Origin of the sequence: Nitratireductor sp. GZWM139 (assembly GCF_030068685.1) — a bacterium.
GTDB lineage: Bacteria > Pseudomonadota > Alphaproteobacteria > Rhizobiales > Rhizobiaceae > Nitratireductor > Nitratireductor aquimarinus.
In genome coordinates this window covers 265711-280707 of the sequence record NZ_JAMQML010000006.1, presented here as the reverse complement: position 1 = coordinate 280707, position 14997 = coordinate 265711, and the positions used below count along the sequence as shown (strand labels likewise).

Genomic DNA, 14997 nt, shown 5'->3' with positions numbered 1-14997 from the left:
GCCTGAGAATTGGTTCCTGCCTCGCGCGGACGCGCGTGCAGAAGGATGAAATCAAAATGCCGCCCCAAGGGCGGCACTACGGGATTTATCGGTTGTTTCCGCATAAGTGTCAACGCACGCGGCACGACAGCCAGGTGACACCGAAAACCAGCAAATTGGGGAAAACCCTAAAAAGCGAATCAGCTTACGGTAAGGACTCTTGTCACGGAGTCAGACGATAAGGTAGTTTCTGGTCAAGCAAAAAGACTACATTTTGTGCGGCGGACCACTTCTACCATGATTATATGGTGCTCCCTCGGCTTTGGCTGAGCGAGACTGGATTCGGATTCCGCACGCTGGACAGGAGCGTGTCCCGATGAACTGGACTGACGAAAGAGTCGAAACCTTAAAGAAACTTTGGGCGGAAGGACTGAGCGCAAGCCAGATCGCAGCCCAGCTTGGCGGCGTCAGCCGCAATGCCGTGATCGGCAAGGTGCACCGCCTCAAACTCTCCAGCCGCGGTCGCGCAACGAGCCCGCGCACGCGCCAGAAGAAGGCAGCCACCGCAGCGCCGACCACGACGACGACCACCACGCGTCGTCCGCGCGCCACGCGGCCAACCACGGTGTCCATCGGCGCAACCGCGCTTCAGGCGCAGTTCGATCAGGAGCCGGTGGCCCAGACCTATATCCGTCCGGTTTCGGACGTGGTTGTGCCGATCTCGCGCAAGCTGGAGCTGGTGCAGCTCACCGAAACGACGTGCAAATGGCCGAACGGCGACCCGCTGTCGGAAGAGTTCAGCTTCTGCGGCAACGAAGCCGGCGAGAGCGGCCCCTACTGCGCCTACCATTCGCGCATCGCCTACCAGCCCGCTTCGGAGCGGCGCCGGGCGCGCTGATCGCGAAAGACTTCTCCTCTGCACTACCCGGCTCGCATCATGCGCAGCCGGGTTTTTCTTTGCCTGAGTGAAATCTGAAGCACCGCACGGGCCGAGGGCGCGAGAAGCCCCTCGCCCTCGCCTCAATCAACGGCTACCGGCTTGCTTGCCCGCTCTCGTGGCTAGTTTTCGGGCGCCGCGACAACCCGGTGGCTCTGATCTTCCTTTGGACGCTCGAGCGGTAACTGCCGGCCCGTCACGATGTGATGCACCGTTTCCGCGATATTGGTCGCATGGTCGCCGATGCGTTCGATGTTCTTGGCGCAGAACAGAAGATGGGTGCAGGCCGTGATGTTGCGCGGGTCTTCCATCATGTAGGTGAGCAGCTCCCGAAAGAGCGACGTGTACATGGCGTCGATTTCCTCATCCCGGTCGCGCACGAAACCGATGCGCTCCACGGAACGGGAGGCATAGACATCGAGCACCTCCTTGAGCTGGGTCAGCGCCAGGCTCGCCAGCGCTTCCAGCCCGCGGAAAAGACGGATCGGCTGACTGCCCTCGGTCACCGCAACAACGCGCTTTGCGATGTTCTTGCCGAGATCGCCGATGCGCTCCAGATCCGATGAAATACGAATGGCGCCCACGATCTCGCGCAAATCGTCGGCGACCGGCTGGCGCTTGCCGATGATGATGACGGCGCGTTCACCGATCTCCCGCTCCTTCTCATCAAGGAACAGATCATCCTCGACCACCTTGCGGCCCAGTGCGGCATCCGACTGCACGAGCGCAGCGACGGATTCCGCCACCATGCGCTCAGCATAGCCACCCATGGCTGCAATCTGGTCCGACAGATAGTTCAACTCATCGTCGAATGACCGCATCGTGTGCTGTGTCTGCATGGTTTCAATCCTTCTCAGCCCGGCCTTCTCAGCCCGGTCGGCCTCGTTGCCTGCCATCCCTACTAAGTTATTGTGATGGCGGTAAAATGAAAGTGGTGACGCAATCTGCGCCCGGACTGTTCTGCCTTACCCTGCCGGCGGCACGGGCGGGAAATGAACGGTGAACGAAGAGCCCTCTCCCGGCGCCGATTTCACGGAAAGCCGCGCATCGTGCCGCGTCAGAATGTGCTTCACGATGGAAAGGCCGAGGCCCGTCCCCTTCTGGATCCGGCTCGTTTCGATATCCACGCGATAGAAGCGCTCGGTGATGCGCGGGATGTGCTCTTCGGGAATGCCGGGACCGAAGTCGCGCACCGTGATCCGCACCTCATCCATCGAGCTTGCCTGCTCGGCCGATACGATAACACGCTCACCGTCACTGCCATATTTGCAGGCGTTTTCGATCAGGTTCTCGAAAACCTGAACAAGCTCATCGGAATGCCCTGCGATCAGCATCGGTTTGACACCGAGCTCCGAAACAAACTCGACATCATTCTCGCCGGCAATGTGACGCATGGACTCCATCACGCCCTTCACGAGCTCCACCACATCGAGTTGCGTGCTCGGCTTCTGATAGGGCTTCATCTCCAGCCGTGACAGCGACAGGAGATCATCGATGAGCCGCGCCATGCGCTGCGTCTGGTTCTGCATGATCTGCAGGAACTTTTCCCGCGCCGCAGGGTCATCGCGGGCCGGACCGCGCAGCGTTTCAATGAAGCCCGCAACGGAGGCCAGCGGCGTGCGCAGCTCATGGCTGGCATTGGCGATGAAGTCCGCCCGCATCCGGTCGATCCGGCGCGCTTCGCTCTGATCCTTGAAGAGCAGGACATAAAGGCCAGTATCATTGCCAATGCGGCTCGCCACCACCCGGTAGGCGCGCTCGACGGGGACCCGCTCCGCATAATTGATCGCGACGGACTCCTCCGCACCCGAGATCACCTTGGCGACCAGCTCATGCATTTCAGGCGCACGGAATTTCAGGCGCAGCGACACGCTCTTCGACACAGGGCCGAACGCAAGATCAGCCGCCTCATTGGCATAGAGTATGCCGCCATTGCTGTCGAAGATGTACAGCGGGTCAAGCACCGCCGCCGCCAGATAGACGGCAGGCAATGAATTGATGTCGCCCTTCTTCGGGCGCGGCTTCTCGGCCTTGCCATTGCTGCGTGCGCCCGCAAAAAGGGCGCCAGCGGCTTTCAGGGCCGATCCGATACGAGCAACAAGACCGCGCTCAACGCCGTCCTGATTTTCCTGCCCATTGTTCTCATTCGCACTCATTACGAAGTCCATTCCCGCGATCGTCAGGCACGCCCGCTTCAGGGTCTCTTGTTATGAAGAAGAATTGTCATTCCGTCTTCACTGCTGGACCTTGTATCAAGCTGCAAATAGCATTGACACTCTCATGATTCAGGATCGGTTTTATGAACAAGCCTTTGGAAAACCCTGCCCAAGAAAAAATCAAACCTTTCAAGCTCACGATTGCAGGCGAGGAAAGGACTTTCGACATTGACGAACCGGACCTTCCTGACTGGGTCAAGGAGCGGGAACTCACAGCCGGCGGTTTTCCATATGACGAAAAAATGGACCGTGACGACTACGAAAAGCAGCTCGAAACGCTGCAGATCGAACTGGTAAAGCTGCAGGCGTGGATGCAGAAAAGCGGCGCGCGGGTTATGGCGCTCTTCGAAGGGCGAGACGCTGCCGGCAAGGGCGGCACGATTGCGCGCATTCGCACCTATCTCAATCCGCGCAATGCCCGCAATGTCGCGCTGCCCAAGCCCACCGAGACGGAGCGCGGGCAGTGGTATTTCCAGCGTTACGTCACCCATTTCCCGACGAGCGGCGAATTGGTGACCTTCGACCGCTCCTGGTACAATCGCGGCGGCGTCGAGCCAGTGATGGGTTTCTGCACGCCCGAGCAGCATGAGCAGTTCCTGAACGAAGCGCCCGACTTCGAGCGGGCCATCGTCAATGACGGCATCCATTTCTTCAAATTCTGGCTGAACATCGGCCAGGAAACACAGCTTGAGCGCTTTCATGACCGTCGTCACAGCGCGCTCAAATACTGGAAATTCTCTCCCATGGACGTGGCCGGCATTCAAAAGTGGGACGCGTACTCCCGCGCCCGCGACACCATGCTGGAACGCACCCACAGCGCCCACGCGCCCTGGACGGTGGTGCGCGCCAACGACAAGCGCCGGGCACGGTTGGCGGTCATTCGGCGCATATTGCTCGCCATCGCCTATGACGGGCGTGATCTCGACGCCATCGGCCCCGAAGACCAGCTCATCATCGGCACAGGTCCCGGCTTCCTGGATTAACGGCCAGCTGCATTCAGGAACGGCAATGTCGGGCGGAGACGCCCGACACACGACCTTTCGCCCCCTGCCTGAACGCCCGTTTCAAAAACACCGCCGCAGCCAGGCTACGGCACACCGGCCCTTCAGGATCAGACCTGACGCTCCTGAACCTTTCCGACCGGCAAATGACCGCGGCTATGCCGCCTGTGCGGTGTTTTCTCCCAGTGATGCGGGGTCCAGTAGAGCTGCCAGATGCATCGCCATGCGGCCACCGACATCAGGCACCAATAGGCCGGCGTCCATACGATCCGCTTCCAGAAGGCGGGTCGCTCGGTCTTCTGCAAGGTCATCCAGCCGAGCAGCAGAAACGCGCCATGCCCGAGAACCACGTTCACTATATCGATATAGAGCAGCGACTGCTGGAAGGCCTGAAACTCGCCGCCCAGCATCAGATAGACGATGACGCCGAATGCGGTCAGGAAGAAAAAGCCATAAGCCAGCGCCGAGAGCACCATCCCTGCGAACAGAACCTGCATGATCACGAAAGAACCCAGCCCCAGCTCGCGCGCGGTCAACTGCGGATTGCGCATATGGACGAGCCATGTCTGCGCCCACCCCTTGAACCAGCGCGTGCGCTGCGGCAGCCATGTGCGCACATCCGTGGGCGCATCTTCCTGCGTCGGGTTCCAGATGACGCTCGCACGATAGCCGAAGCGGCTGAGACGCGCCCCGAGGTCGGCGTCCTCGGTGACATTGTAAGGGTCCCAGCCGCCCGTCGCTTCCAGCGCCACACGCCGGAAATGATTGGAAGTTCCACCCAGCGGAAGCATCAAGCCGGACCGCGCCAGCCATGGAAGGACCGCCCGAAACAGCGCAGCGTATTCCAGCGCGAACATCGCTGAAATCCAGCTCTCCCGACTGTTGGATATGGTCAGCGGCGCCTGTACACAGGCCAGCTTCTCGTCGGCAGTCTCGAAAGCGTTCCAGGCCTCCACCAGCTGGAACGGATGCGGCCTGTCTTCCGCATCATAAAGCGCCACAAAATCGCCGGAGGTCATCGGCAGGGCGTAGGAAAGCGCTTTTGGCTTTGTGCGCGGGCCGCCCGCCGGCACCTCAATCACTTCGATATAGGGGCGCAGCTCCTGCGCCCGAAGCGCTGCAAGCGTTTCATGGTCATCCGCCTCGCAGACCAGCTTGATTTCCAGCTTGGCGCGCGGCCACACGATCTTGCCAAGCGACATCAGAAGATCGGGAACGATCTCGGCTTCCTTGTAAAGCGCCACCAGAACCGAATAGACCGGCATGTCAGCCGGCCCGATCGTGGTGAAGCGCGGCCCCGGCGAACGTTTGACACCCAAACCGACAACCACCCGCAGCAAGACGCAGGAAAGGAACGCCAGCGAAAACGCGCCATGCAGCACCAGCAGCGTGGCAGAAGGCGCAAAGACGGCCGCAAAAAGCAGCGACACCACCGCAGCCCCGAGCGCCGCCCCCTGCCAGGCATTGACCACAATGCGCGCCGACATCTCCGGTGCTTCCCTGAAAAGCCGCTCCGTGGCAACCCGCATCAGTCTGCCCCGCGAGCGCCTGGTGATCGCATCCCGCAATGCGCTGGGCTGCACCACGCGAATGCGCTTCGATGCGCGCGGATACCGTTCCACGAAAGAGTGCAATGCGGGAATGTTGAGCTGGTCGGGCGCGATCAGGACAACGGACTGCCCCCGCGCATCGACGGAAAGGCTGACCCGCGCGCCACCACGCTGTGCCAGCGCCGCCAGCCCCTGCCACCCACGCATGACAAGCGCGTCAGCATCGGGATTGGCCAGAAAGGCCAGCCCCAGATTGTCTGCCAGCGCCCGAAAAAGCGCATGTTCAGGCACCAGACCGGACGCAAGCAGTTCCGTCTGAAACGAAACGCCGGCAAGCTTCGCCCGCGCCTCAATGCCGTGCGCTTCCGCTTCTGTGATCGAAAGTGCCTTGAGAATGGGCAGCCAGTCAGCGGCTGGCGATGGTGTTGTAGCGTCAGGCATTTCGCCTGCCCCACCAGAACGATCTGAACCAGATGAATGGCCAGAGGCCCGGTCTGTCTTTGATGTGTTCATCAGATGGTCCATGACAACCACCTAATTCAATGTGTATGCGTTGCTCTCGGTAAACCTGAAACTTCGTTTTCTATGAAATCTGGGCCCAAAAGGCCAAAATTCAAAACACAGTAGCGATACGAAAACTCTCCCAACAATCGAACGATCCATTCACCTCACCATTGAATGATTAATCCATCAATTCGATTTCCCCACCCTTCTAGTCTGAATAAACCACCCATTATAGTCAATCAGAAATAGAATTTAAAAAAACGCCTCAATCGAAGACGCCGCAGCGAATGGCCTCTGCAACCGCATGCACACGATTGGCCGCCCCTAGCTTTGTCTTGGCATTCAGCAGATGTTTTTCCGCCGTATGCTCGGAAATCCCGAGAATCTGCGAAACCTCCCATTCGGATTTTCCGAAAGCCGCCCATTCAAGACACTCTTTCTCTCTCGGCGTCAGGCGCGGCGCTTCCCCGAGGCGATAAAGCGTATGACCGGGACCAAGCTTTCTCTTGCCCTGCTCGATGTGATGCGTGACCTCGTCATGATCGATGCACAACCGCTCGGAGATTTCACAATGAGAGCGACCACGGGCGGCGAGCTGAAGGCATTCCTTTTCAAGCATGTCCAGGTCACCATATCGATCCGCGCCGCGCAATCCGAGCGCATGGGCAACGGCACAGGTTGCCGCGAAAGAGACGACACCGAGATCCTTCTTGGAAAGCTCGGCCTCTTCCCCTCCGAAAGACATGATGATCTGGCTGCCTTCGAGGGTAGGAAACGACATCGCAATGCCGTCAACCAGCTTGAACCCCCTGGCCTCGCTCATCATTTTCGATGTCTGACGGGTTTCCTCGACATCATTCAGGATATCGCGCCACAAAACGGCATTTCCGCTTTCGCGGACATGTTTTACGATCGGGTCATGAAAAATGTATCCGCGCGAGACATATCGGTCGATCCATTCCTGGGGCCAGCTGCTCAGAACGAGGTGCCCAACCTGGTCTCCGGGTGCGGCTCCTCTGGGCGGCAGCGTCCCCGCACACACCGTATGCAGCCCGAAACGCTGCGTAAAAGCGATCAGGACGTTGCAAATCGCCGCCGGTGTCTGCGCCTTCTGGATAGCGTCAACAAAAACCCGCGTTTCCCGGAAATCACCCATACATGCCTGTCCCTGCCCCACATTCCTCGCGACTCACCCCCAGAATGCGGACAATTCGCCTTTGTCTTAAACAATAAAGCCTATCGGTAATAACAATGGAATTGTTCCATAGACAAAAAAAATCAGTAGAAGCAACAAAACATAATTCGTCGGCTACTATTCTATGAGAAAAATGCTGCACCGCAACAAGGCAATCCTTGCAATCATTTTGACGCTTGCATCAATACCTGCAGCGGCAGAAGAAGCGACGCCACCAGCCTTCACGGATCCAAAGCAGCAGCTGTCAAAACCGGATATTTCATCGCTTTCCAGACTGCGGTTTCTCACAACGGTCGATTTTTATCCGTTCAATTATCTGGACGAGGAAAACCGGATCAGTGGCGTTCACATCGATCTCGTTCGACAGATATGCGGCGTGCTCGGCATCTCGGAACGATGCCAGATACAGGCGCTGCCATGGAATGAAATCGGTCCGGCGATTGAAAACAGCCGTGCCGAAGCCGTCATCGCCGGACTGGCGATCACCGAGGAGAACCGCGAGCGCTATCTTTTCTCGCGCCCCTATCTGCGTTTTCCGGCAAGGCTTGTGACGCTTCGCTCGGCCCCTCTGGCAGAACCGCTCCATGAGGCGCTGAAGGGGAAGCGCATCGGCGTCATGGATGAAACCGCCCACGAACTCTTGCTGCGCGACCTTTTCACGGAGGTGCAAAGCGTCGTCTACACGCGAAACGACTGGCTCCACGAAGATCTGAAATCCGGGAAGATCGATGGCATATTCGGCGACGGGGTGAAGCTGGGATACTGGCTGGCGAGCAGGGATGCGCAGGACTGCTGCGTTTTTTCCGGAGGCGCCTATTTCGCACCCGAATATCTCGGTCAGGGCCTTGCCGTGGCGGTTCCGAAGGACATGCCGCAACTCGTCGAAGCCATCGACTTCGCATTGCAGAGCATGAATGCGACCGGCGGCTTCACCCACACCTATCTGCGATACTTCCCGGTCGACTTCTACTAGGGGTGCATTGTGATCTAACGTCGGCGAAGGCTGCGGAACGGCAGCACCAGCATCCACACGAGCTGCGCCGTGAAACTGCCGCGATAGTCCGACAGGCCGATCTCGATGTCGTCATGCCCGCGCTTCGGCTGCGCGATATAGGTACCGAAAAGGCGATCCCAGAACGGAAAATTGAACCCGTAATTGGAATCCGTCTCCCGCCTTATGGTCGAGTGATGCACGCGGTGCATGTCCGGCGTCACCAGCACAAGACGCAGGATCCGGTCGAGACCGAGCGGGATTTTCACATTGGAATGGTTGAACATGGCCGTGCCGTTGAGCACGATCTCAAACAGGAGCACTGCCAGAACCGGCGCGCCCAGCAGCACCACGATCGCCGCTTTCCAGAGCATGGAGACGACAATCTCCAGCGGATGGAAGCGCAGCCCCGTGGTCACGTCGAAGCCATTGTCGGCGTGGTGCATGCGGTGGATGCGCCATAGAAGCGGGATCTTGTGGCTTGCCACATGCTCCAGCCACACCGCGAAATCCAGAATGATGAATGAGATGACGCCGGCAAGAAGCGGATGGACGCCAAGGGCATGGAAAAGCCCCCAGCCCTCCGCCTCGGCCCACATGGCGGCCCCAACGGCGGCGGCGGGAAACACCACCCGCATCATCGCGGACGAGATCAGCACCATTGAAAGATTGGCAAACCATCGGCGCGATTTCAGCGCGCCGACCATTTCGGGTCGCTCGAGCCGCGGCGACCACAACTCGTAAAGCGCCATGATCGAAAAGATGCCGACAAAGGCGAAGAGGCGGATGGCCGCTTCGGAGAAGAGAAAAGAAGTCATGCCGCCATTATTCCGTAGCGCCGTTCAAACGCCAGTCACATGCGCTTGAACGGCCATATGTGTCAGCCGAGCGCCCGCTTGCGCGCCTGCGCCGTGCGCTCGATGGCGGCGGCGACCAGCGGCTCCAGATGCAGCCTGCTGCGCACGATGTGCAGCAGGCGCTTTTCTTCCGGTTCCACATGCCGGTCTGCTGCGACAACCTCGACAGCCAGCGCATAGGCGGTGTCGTGCAGCCTGGCAGGCACGGTGTCGCGCACGGCGTTCAGAATACGCTCAAGCCCGTCATCTTCCTGAAGGATCTGCTGGCACTGCCGCGCCACCTCGATAATCCGGTTGTCGTCGAACTCCTGAAAAACCGGCCAGGAGCGGATCGTGTCGCCGATAATGGCAAGTTCTGCATCGGTCATGTCGCGGTCGGCGGCCGACATGACGACCATCAGGTAAATCAGGGCTTCGTGGGCGGACGGCTGCGCCATCTTGTTCTCCGCTATCACAATAAGGGAGCCTGAAAGTAGGTAGCCGGGCGTCATGCCGCAATGAAAAATCGTCGCTTCGATTGACGCACCGGCTGAGCCGCCTTACAGGCTTGGCCCTTGATCGAAACGAAATTCTGGAAAGCGACATGACGACGGCAAGCCAGGACGCGCTTGAATTGACGCCCGAAGTGATTGAGGCCGCAGCCGACAGCAAGGCGTGGCCCTTCGAAGAGGCGCGCAAAATCGTCAAACGCTACGAAGGCGGCTTCCCCGAAACCGTGCTCTTCGAGACGGGCTACGGCCCCTCGGGCCTGCCGCATATCGGCACTTTCGGCGAAGTGGCCCGCACCTCCATGGTGCGCCATGCCTTCCGCGTGCTCACCGAAGACAGGATCAAGACCAAGATCCTGTGCTTCTCCGATGACATGGACGGCCTGCGCAAGGTGCCGGACAATGTGCCCAACAAGGAGATGCTGCGCACGCATCTGGGCAAGCCGCTGACAAAGGTGCCGGACCCGTTCTCCAACGAATACCCATCCTTCGGCGCGGCCAACAACGCCCGGCTTCGCGCGTTCCTCGACCGGTTCGGCTTCGACTACGAGTTCGCCTCTTCGACCGAGTACTACGCCGCCGGCCGCTTCGACGAAATGCTGCTCACCATGCTCGAGCGCTACGATGCGGTGATGGACATCATGCTGCCATCGCTGCGCGAGGAGCGCGCGCAGACCTATTCGCCCTTCCTGCCCATCCACCCGAAGACGGGCGTGGTGATGCAGGTCGCTCTGGAAGAGCGCAAGCTCGACGCAGGCAGCATTGTCTGGCGCGATCCCGAAAGCGGCGAATTGTTCGAGACGCCCGTGACCGGCGGCCACTGCAAGCTGCAGTGGAAGCCCGACTGGGCCATGCGCTGGGCCGCGCTGGACGTCGATTACGAAATGTCCGGCAAGGATCTGATCGACAGCGTCAAGCTGGCAGCGCAGATCTGCGCAGCACTTGGCAAGAAGCCGCCGGAAGGCTTCAACTACGAACTGTTCCTGGACGAGAACGGCCAGAAGATCTCCAAGTCCAAGGGCAATGGCCTGACCATCGACGAGTGGCTCGCCTATGCCCCGACCGAGAGCCTCTCGCTTTACATGTTCCAGAAGCCGAAAGCGGCCAAGAAGCTCTATTTCGACGTGATCCCGCGCGCGGTGGACGAGTATTACACCTTCCTGTCGGCCTATGACCGTCAGGACTGGAAGAACCGTCTGGGCAACCCGGTCTGGCACATCCATGACGGCACACCGCCGGAAATCGAACTGCCGGTGCCGTTTGCGCTGCTGCTCAATCTGGTCAGCGCCTCCAACGCGCAGAACACGGACGTTCTGTGGGGCTTCATCTCGCGCTATGCGCCCGGCGTCACGCCGCAGACGCATCCCGAGCTGGACCGTCTCACCGGCTATGCGCTGCGTTACTTCGAGGATTTCGTGAAGCCGTCCAAGGCGTTCCGCGCGCCCGACGAGGTCGAGCGCGAGGCGCTTGCCGGCATCAACGAAGCCCTTGGCGCACTGCCGGCCGACGCCGATGGCGAAGCCATCCAGAACGCCATTCTGGATGTGGCGCGCGGCATCGAGCGATATCAGGACCACAAGCGCAAGAGCCCGAATGGCGGGCCGGGTGTCTCGGTCGCCTTCTTCCAGATGCTCTATCAGGTGCTTCTGGGCCAGGAACGCGGTCCCCGCTTCGGTTCCTTCGCAGCGCTTTACGGCATCGCCGAAACGCGCGGCCTCATCACTGCCGCGCTCAACGACGAGCTGTCGGCCTGACAAACGGATCTGGCCTTTTCGCGCTCCCTGAGTCGCGCTTCTTGAGCGGGAAGAGGCCAGTCCCTTCAAGATCTCGGATTACGAGCCGGAAGGCCCGCCGCTGAATATGCCCTTGCCGGCATTGCGGGCCGCCTTCGCCTCTTCGGCGTAAGGGCCATCTGGGTTTGCGAGCGCCCAGCCATTTTCAACCAGCCAGCTGCCCACATCGTAACCGGCGAGCGAGCAGCGCATCGGCGCATCGCTCTCATTATCGGAAGCAGCCTCATTCGCCGCCCCGCCTTCCGCATGGCACTCCAGCGCGCGCCCGCGAAGCCAATAGCGAAACGCCGTCCGCGCCCGCTTGCCGCAAAGCCATGCGCCGCCACTGCTCGCATCACAGGACTGGTCCGCGCCGATGACGCGGATGCCGGCAATCGTGATGGTGCGCCCTTCGGATTCGAACATGCCCGCCGCAATGGCGACAGGCCGATAATAGAGCGTGTCCTGCGGCTTGGGCTCGGGAGCGGGGCCTGCAAGCACGCTGAGCGGCTCGCGGGGCTGCGCCCGTTCAAGCCCGGTGGAATCGATCGGCGGCGGCGCGACAAGCTCCGGCGCGATGACACGCGGCTGCCGGCGCTCCTGCGCCTGCGCGGAACCGGGCGTCAGGAGTGCAGCAGCGCCAGAAAGAAGCGCCAGTGAAAGAACGCCTGCCCTCTTCATTACTGGCTCGCCCACACGATACGCGCCATCCATTCCATCTGCGCTATCTCGATCACACGATTGGGATGTTCGGGGTTCAGCGAAAGCAGTTCGACCTGCTCGCTCGTCTGCCGCAGCAGAACCTTGGCCATGACCTCGCCGCCCGCCGTCTTGACCACCACACGATCGCCGCGCCGTAAGCGGGCCGTGGGATCGACGATCAGCGTGTCGCCGTCACGATAGAGCGGCATCATGGATTCACCCTGCACCTGAAGCGCATAGGCGCCTTCGCGCGCTGCGCCCGGCAAATCCACCTGCTCCCAGCCCTCGCCGAGCGGGAACCCGGCATCGTCGAAGAAACCGCCGGCGCCCGCCTGCGCAAAGCCGATCAGAGGCACGCTGGACGGTGGATTTCCATAAGGTTCGGTGGGCCTAGCGTCACGCTGCAGAAGCGCAAAGAACTCCGACAGCGTCGTGCCCGTGGCAAGCATGATCTTCGACAGGGATTCGGTTGACGGCCAGCGCGGGCGTCCATCGGCTGAAAGGCGCTTCGACTTGTTGAAGGCAGTCGAATCCAGGCCTGCCTTCCGGGCCAGACCGGAGGCGGAAAGCGAGTGACGCGCCGCCAGCGCGTCTATGGCTGCCCAGACCTTGTCGTGCGAAAGCACGCGACACATCCTTCCGGTATCAAAGAGACAGGAAAATATACCTGTCTTTTGCTTTTAGCGCCGGCGGCAGGGCTTGTCCACAAACCCATGCTTGCCGCCACACGCGCCACACCCGCAAATTAAGCCGACTTACTATCAAGTGACATTGCGGGCTTCCCTGCACCATGCAGGGGGCATCACGTCACGGTCAGCGCGGAGCGCGCTTGGCCAGAATACGCTGCAGTGTGCGGCGATGCATGTTCAAACGCCGCGCCGTTTCCGAAACGTTGCGGTCGCACATCTCGTAAACCCGCTGGATATGCTCCCAGCGCACACGGTCGGCGGACATCGGATTTTCCGGCGGCGCAACCTTTTCGCCCGACTGCCGCGTCAGGGCGGCGTATATGTCGTCGGCATCGGCAGGCTTTGCCAGATAATCGACAGCGCCAAGTTTCACCGCCGTCACGGCCGTGGCGATGTTGCCATAACCGGTCAGAATGACCGTCCGCGCATCCTTGCGCTTTTCACGGATGGTGGCCACCACGTCGAGGCCATTGCCATCGGCAAGGCGCATGTCGACCACGGCGAAAGCCGGCGGCGTGGCCCTTGCGCGCGCAACGGCTTCTTCCACGCTCTCGGCCGTTTCCACCGTGAAACCACGGCTTTCCATCGCCCGCGCCAGACGCGTCAGAAAGGGTTTGTCATCATCAACGATGAGAAGGGAGCGGTCTTCGCCCAGAGCGGCGTCCGGGTCTTCCACGGTGTCGCTTGTCATATCCAACACGTTCAGCACGTTACTCTTCCTAGAATCTTTCTAGCCTAAATCTGTCAGCTTTCCAATTTAGGACTATTTTCGCCCATTTCCAGATTGTTATCCGGAGCAACAAATACGGCTCTGGGCCAGATAACCTCGGCATAAGCGCCTTTTCCGCTTTCGGCGAGGTTACCAAAACGAATCTGTGCGCCCGAGCGCTCAAGCAGCGTCTTGGCGATGAACAGACCAAGCCCGAGCCCGCCGCCACTGCTGGAGCCCGGCGCGCGCTTGGACATATAGGGTTCGCCGATCCGGTCAAGGATTTCAGCCGGGAAGCCGTGTCCGTCATCGATCACCAGAAGGCCGGCCTTGTAGGAATCCCAGTGCCAGCGGATCGTCACGCTCTCTTTCGCGAAGTCGACTGCGTTCTCGACCAGATTGCCAAGCCCGTAGATCACACCGGGATTGCGCCGCCCCACGGGCTCCGGCCCGTCGGTCACGCCGGGCTCCAGACGGATATCGATGCCGAAATCGCGATGCGGGGCCGCCGTTTCCTCGATCAGCGAGGTGAAGGGCTGCCGCGCCATATGCGCCTCGCCCTCCGATGACAGGCTGGTGAGCTGGCGCAGGATCTCGCGGCAGCGCTCGCTCTGGGTGCGCAGGAGCGTCACATCTTCGCTGAAGCGGTCGTCATTGCCAAGCGCACGCTCCATCTCGCGCGCCACCAGTGCAATGGTGGCAAGCGGGGTGCCGAGTTCATGCGCGGCTGCCGCCGCCAGCCCGTCCAGCGCCGAAATATGCTGTTCGCGCTGCAGCACGAGTTCGGTGGCGGCGAGCGCATTGGCCAGAAGCCGCGCCTCCTTCGCCACCCGGTAGGCATAAACACCGGTAAACGCGATGCTCGACACCACGGCGATCCACACGCCGATGATATAGATCAGCGGCATCACCAGCTCCGTCCCCGGGAACCAGGGAAGCGGGCGATGGAACACGGCGAGCGCCGTTGTCAGCGCCACCACCAGAAAGCCAAGAAGCGCAGTCCAGCGCAACGGCAGCGATGTGGCCGAGATCACCACCGGCACCGTCATCAAAAGCGAGAACGGGTTGGTGAGACCGCCCGTCATGTAGAGCAGGCCCGCCAGCTGAAACGCATCGAATGTAAGAATGCCGAGAGCGGGCAGCGGCGCAAGCCGGTGCGCCACGGAATATCTGAGCGCCAGATGCACGTTGAGCCAGGCGGATGCCGCGATCAGCGCAAAGCACATGCCCACCGGCAGCGGGAAGTCGAGCCCGAAGGCGACAACGATCACCGCCGCGCTCTGACCGATGATCGCCAGCCAGCGCAGCTTGATGAGCGTGTTGAGCCGCAGGCCGTGGCTCGGATCGTGTGCCCTGATATCCTCAAGCATGGCGGCGTTATGGGGGAAGTCCGCCCGCACTCCAAGA

General features: G+C 60.6%; 14 protein-coding genes. 4 read left to right on the top strand and 10 right to left on the bottom strand.

Features of this window, described 5'->3' with window-relative positions:
* The first annotated feature begins 355 nt into the window (after positions 1-355).
* The gene (locus NDI72_RS10005) at positions 356-877 is read left to right on the top strand and encodes a GcrA family cell cycle regulator (RefSeq protein WP_113154008.1); all 522 of its coding nucleotides are present in this window, start codon (positions 356-358) and stop codon (positions 875-877) included.
* Between the two features lie 161 nt (positions 878-1038).
* Here the strand turns inward: NDI72_RS10005 and phoU are convergent, their stop codons facing one another.
* Together phoU and NDI72_RS09995 are read right to left on the bottom strand one after the other, a co-directional pair.
* A complete protein-coding gene (gene phoU, locus NDI72_RS10000) occupies positions 1039-1755 on the bottom strand; it encodes a phosphate signaling complex protein PhoU (protein WP_113156145.1) in 717 nt (238 codons plus the stop codon).
* A gap of 126 nt (positions 1756-1881) precedes the next feature.
* The gene (locus NDI72_RS09995; RefSeq protein WP_283800375.1) at positions 1882-3072 is read right to left on the bottom strand and encodes an ATP-binding protein; all 1191 of its coding nucleotides are present in this window, start codon (positions 3070-3072) and stop codon (positions 1882-1884) included.
* Between the two features lie 143 nt (positions 3073-3215).
* Between NDI72_RS09995 and ppk2 the strand changes: the two genes are divergently transcribed.
* Positions 3216-4115 (top strand): polyphosphate kinase 2, encoded by a 900-nt coding sequence (gene ppk2, locus NDI72_RS09990; RefSeq protein ID WP_206553598.1) that lies wholly within the window; start codon positions 3216-3218, stop codon positions 4113-4115.
* Between the two features lie 128 nt (positions 4116-4243).
* On the opposite strand, the gene NDI72_RS09985 is transcribed toward ppk2, so the two are convergent.
* Together NDI72_RS09985 and NDI72_RS09980 are read right to left on the bottom strand one after the other, a co-directional pair.
* The gene (locus NDI72_RS09985; RefSeq protein WP_283800374.1) at positions 4244-6124 is read right to left on the bottom strand and encodes a glycosyltransferase; all 1881 of its coding nucleotides are present in this window, start codon (positions 6122-6124) and stop codon (positions 4244-4246) included.
* A 328-nt stretch (positions 6125-6452) separates the two neighbouring features.
* Entirely contained in the window at positions 6453-7343 is an 891-nt protein-coding gene (locus NDI72_RS09980; protein WP_283800373.1) for a helix-turn-helix transcriptional regulator, read from the bottom strand.
* Between the two features lie 172 nt (positions 7344-7515).
* Between NDI72_RS09980 and NDI72_RS09975 the strand changes: the two genes are divergently transcribed.
* Entirely contained in the window at positions 7516-8355 is an 840-nt protein-coding gene (locus NDI72_RS09975) for a transporter substrate-binding domain-containing protein (protein WP_283800372.1), read from the top strand.
* Between the two features lie 14 nt (positions 8356-8369).
* Here NDI72_RS09975 and NDI72_RS09970 read toward each other — a convergent pair whose 3' ends face one another.
* Positions 8370-9191 carry a sterol desaturase family protein gene (locus tag NDI72_RS09970; RefSeq protein WP_206548681.1) on the bottom strand — a complete coding sequence of 274 codons (822 nt, stop codon included), beginning with the start codon at positions 9189-9191 and terminating at the stop codon, positions 8370-8372.
* Between the two features lie 62 nt (positions 9192-9253).
* The gene (locus NDI72_RS09965; RefSeq protein WP_113154002.1) at positions 9254-9667 is read right to left on the bottom strand and encodes a tellurite resistance TerB family protein; all 414 of its coding nucleotides are present in this window, start codon (positions 9665-9667) and stop codon (positions 9254-9256) included.
* A gap of 146 nt (positions 9668-9813) precedes the next feature.
* Here NDI72_RS09965 and NDI72_RS09960 point away from each other — a divergent pair, with 146 nt between their 5' ends.
* Positions 9814-11472, top strand: a complete 1659-nt coding sequence (locus tag NDI72_RS09960; protein ID WP_113156143.1) for a lysine--tRNA ligase — start codon at positions 9814-9816, stop codon at positions 11470-11472.
* A gap of 78 nt (positions 11473-11550) precedes the next feature.
* On the opposite strand, the gene NDI72_RS09955 is transcribed toward NDI72_RS09960, so the two are convergent.
* The 4 genes from NDI72_RS09955 to NDI72_RS09940 form a co-directional block, all read right to left on the bottom strand.
* Entirely contained in the window at positions 11551-12171 is a 621-nt protein-coding gene (locus NDI72_RS09955; protein WP_283800371.1) for a thermonuclease family protein, read from the bottom strand.
* Positions 12171-12818: a S24 family peptidase gene (locus NDI72_RS09950; RefSeq protein WP_206548684.1), complete on the bottom strand. Its 648-nt coding sequence runs from the start codon at positions 12816-12818 to the stop codon at positions 12171-12173. Before NDI72_RS09950 ends, NDI72_RS09955 begins: the two co-directional genes overlap by 1 nt.
* A 187-nt stretch (positions 12819-13005) precedes the next feature.
* Complete coding sequence (locus tag NDI72_RS09945) at positions 13006-13572, bottom strand: ActR/PrrA/RegA family redox response regulator transcription factor (protein ID WP_113153999.1); 567 nt, start codon at positions 13570-13572, stop codon at positions 13006-13008.
* A gap of 53 nt (positions 13573-13625) precedes the next feature.
* A complete protein-coding gene (locus NDI72_RS09940; RefSeq protein WP_283800370.1) occupies positions 13626-14960 on the bottom strand; it encodes an ActS/PrrB/RegB family redox-sensitive histidine kinase in 1335 nt (444 codons plus the stop codon).
* Between the last annotated feature and the right edge of the window lie 37 nt (positions 14961-14997).

Excerpts from the sequence above, each read along its gene's own strand:
- NDI72_RS09995 (WP_283800375.1), bottom strand. The coding sequence starts at position 3,072 with ATGAGTGCGAATGAGAACAATGGGCAGGAAAATCAGGACGGCGTTGAG.
- NDI72_RS09960 (WP_113156143.1), top strand. The coding sequence starts at position 9,814 with ATGACGACGGCAAGCCAGGACGCGCTTGAATTGACGCCCGAAGTGATT.
- NDI72_RS10005 (WP_113154008.1), top strand. The coding sequence starts at position 356 with ATGAACTGGACTGACGAAAGAGTCGAAACCTTAAAGAAACTTTGGGCG.
- NDI72_RS09980 (WP_283800373.1), bottom strand. The coding sequence starts at position 7,343 with ATGGGTGATTTCCGGGAAACGCGGGTTTTTGTTGACGCTATCCAGAAG.
- phoU (WP_113156145.1), bottom strand. The coding sequence starts at position 1,755 with ATGCAGACACAGCACACGATGCGGTCATTCGACGATGAGTTGAACTAT.
- ppk2 (WP_206553598.1), top strand. The coding sequence starts at position 3,216 with ATGAACAAGCCTTTGGAAAACCCTGCCCAAGAAAAAATCAAACCTTTC.
- NDI72_RS09940 (WP_283800370.1), bottom strand. The coding sequence starts at position 14,960 with ATGCTTGAGGATATCAGGGCACACGATCCGAGCCACGGCCTGCGGCTC.
- NDI72_RS09975 (WP_283800372.1), top strand. The coding sequence starts at position 7,516 with ATGCTGCACCGCAACAAGGCAATCCTTGCAATCATTTTGACGCTTGCA.
- NDI72_RS09955 (WP_283800371.1), bottom strand. The coding sequence starts at position 12,171 with ATGAAGAGGGCAGGCGTTCTTTCACTGGCGCTTCTTTCTGGCGCTGCT.
- NDI72_RS09945 (WP_113153999.1), bottom strand. The coding sequence starts at position 13,572 with ATGACAAGCGACACCGTGGAAGACCCGGACGCCGCTCTGGGCGAAGAC.
- NDI72_RS09965 (WP_113154002.1), bottom strand. The coding sequence starts at position 9,667 with ATGGCGCAGCCGTCCGCCCACGAAGCCCTGATTTACCTGATGGTCGTC.
- NDI72_RS09985 (WP_283800374.1), bottom strand. The coding sequence starts at position 6,124 with ATGCCTGACGCTACAACACCATCGCCAGCCGCTGACTGGCTGCCCATT.
- NDI72_RS09970 (WP_206548681.1), bottom strand. The coding sequence starts at position 9,191 with ATGACTTCTTTTCTCTTCTCCGAAGCGGCCATCCGCCTCTTCGCCTTT.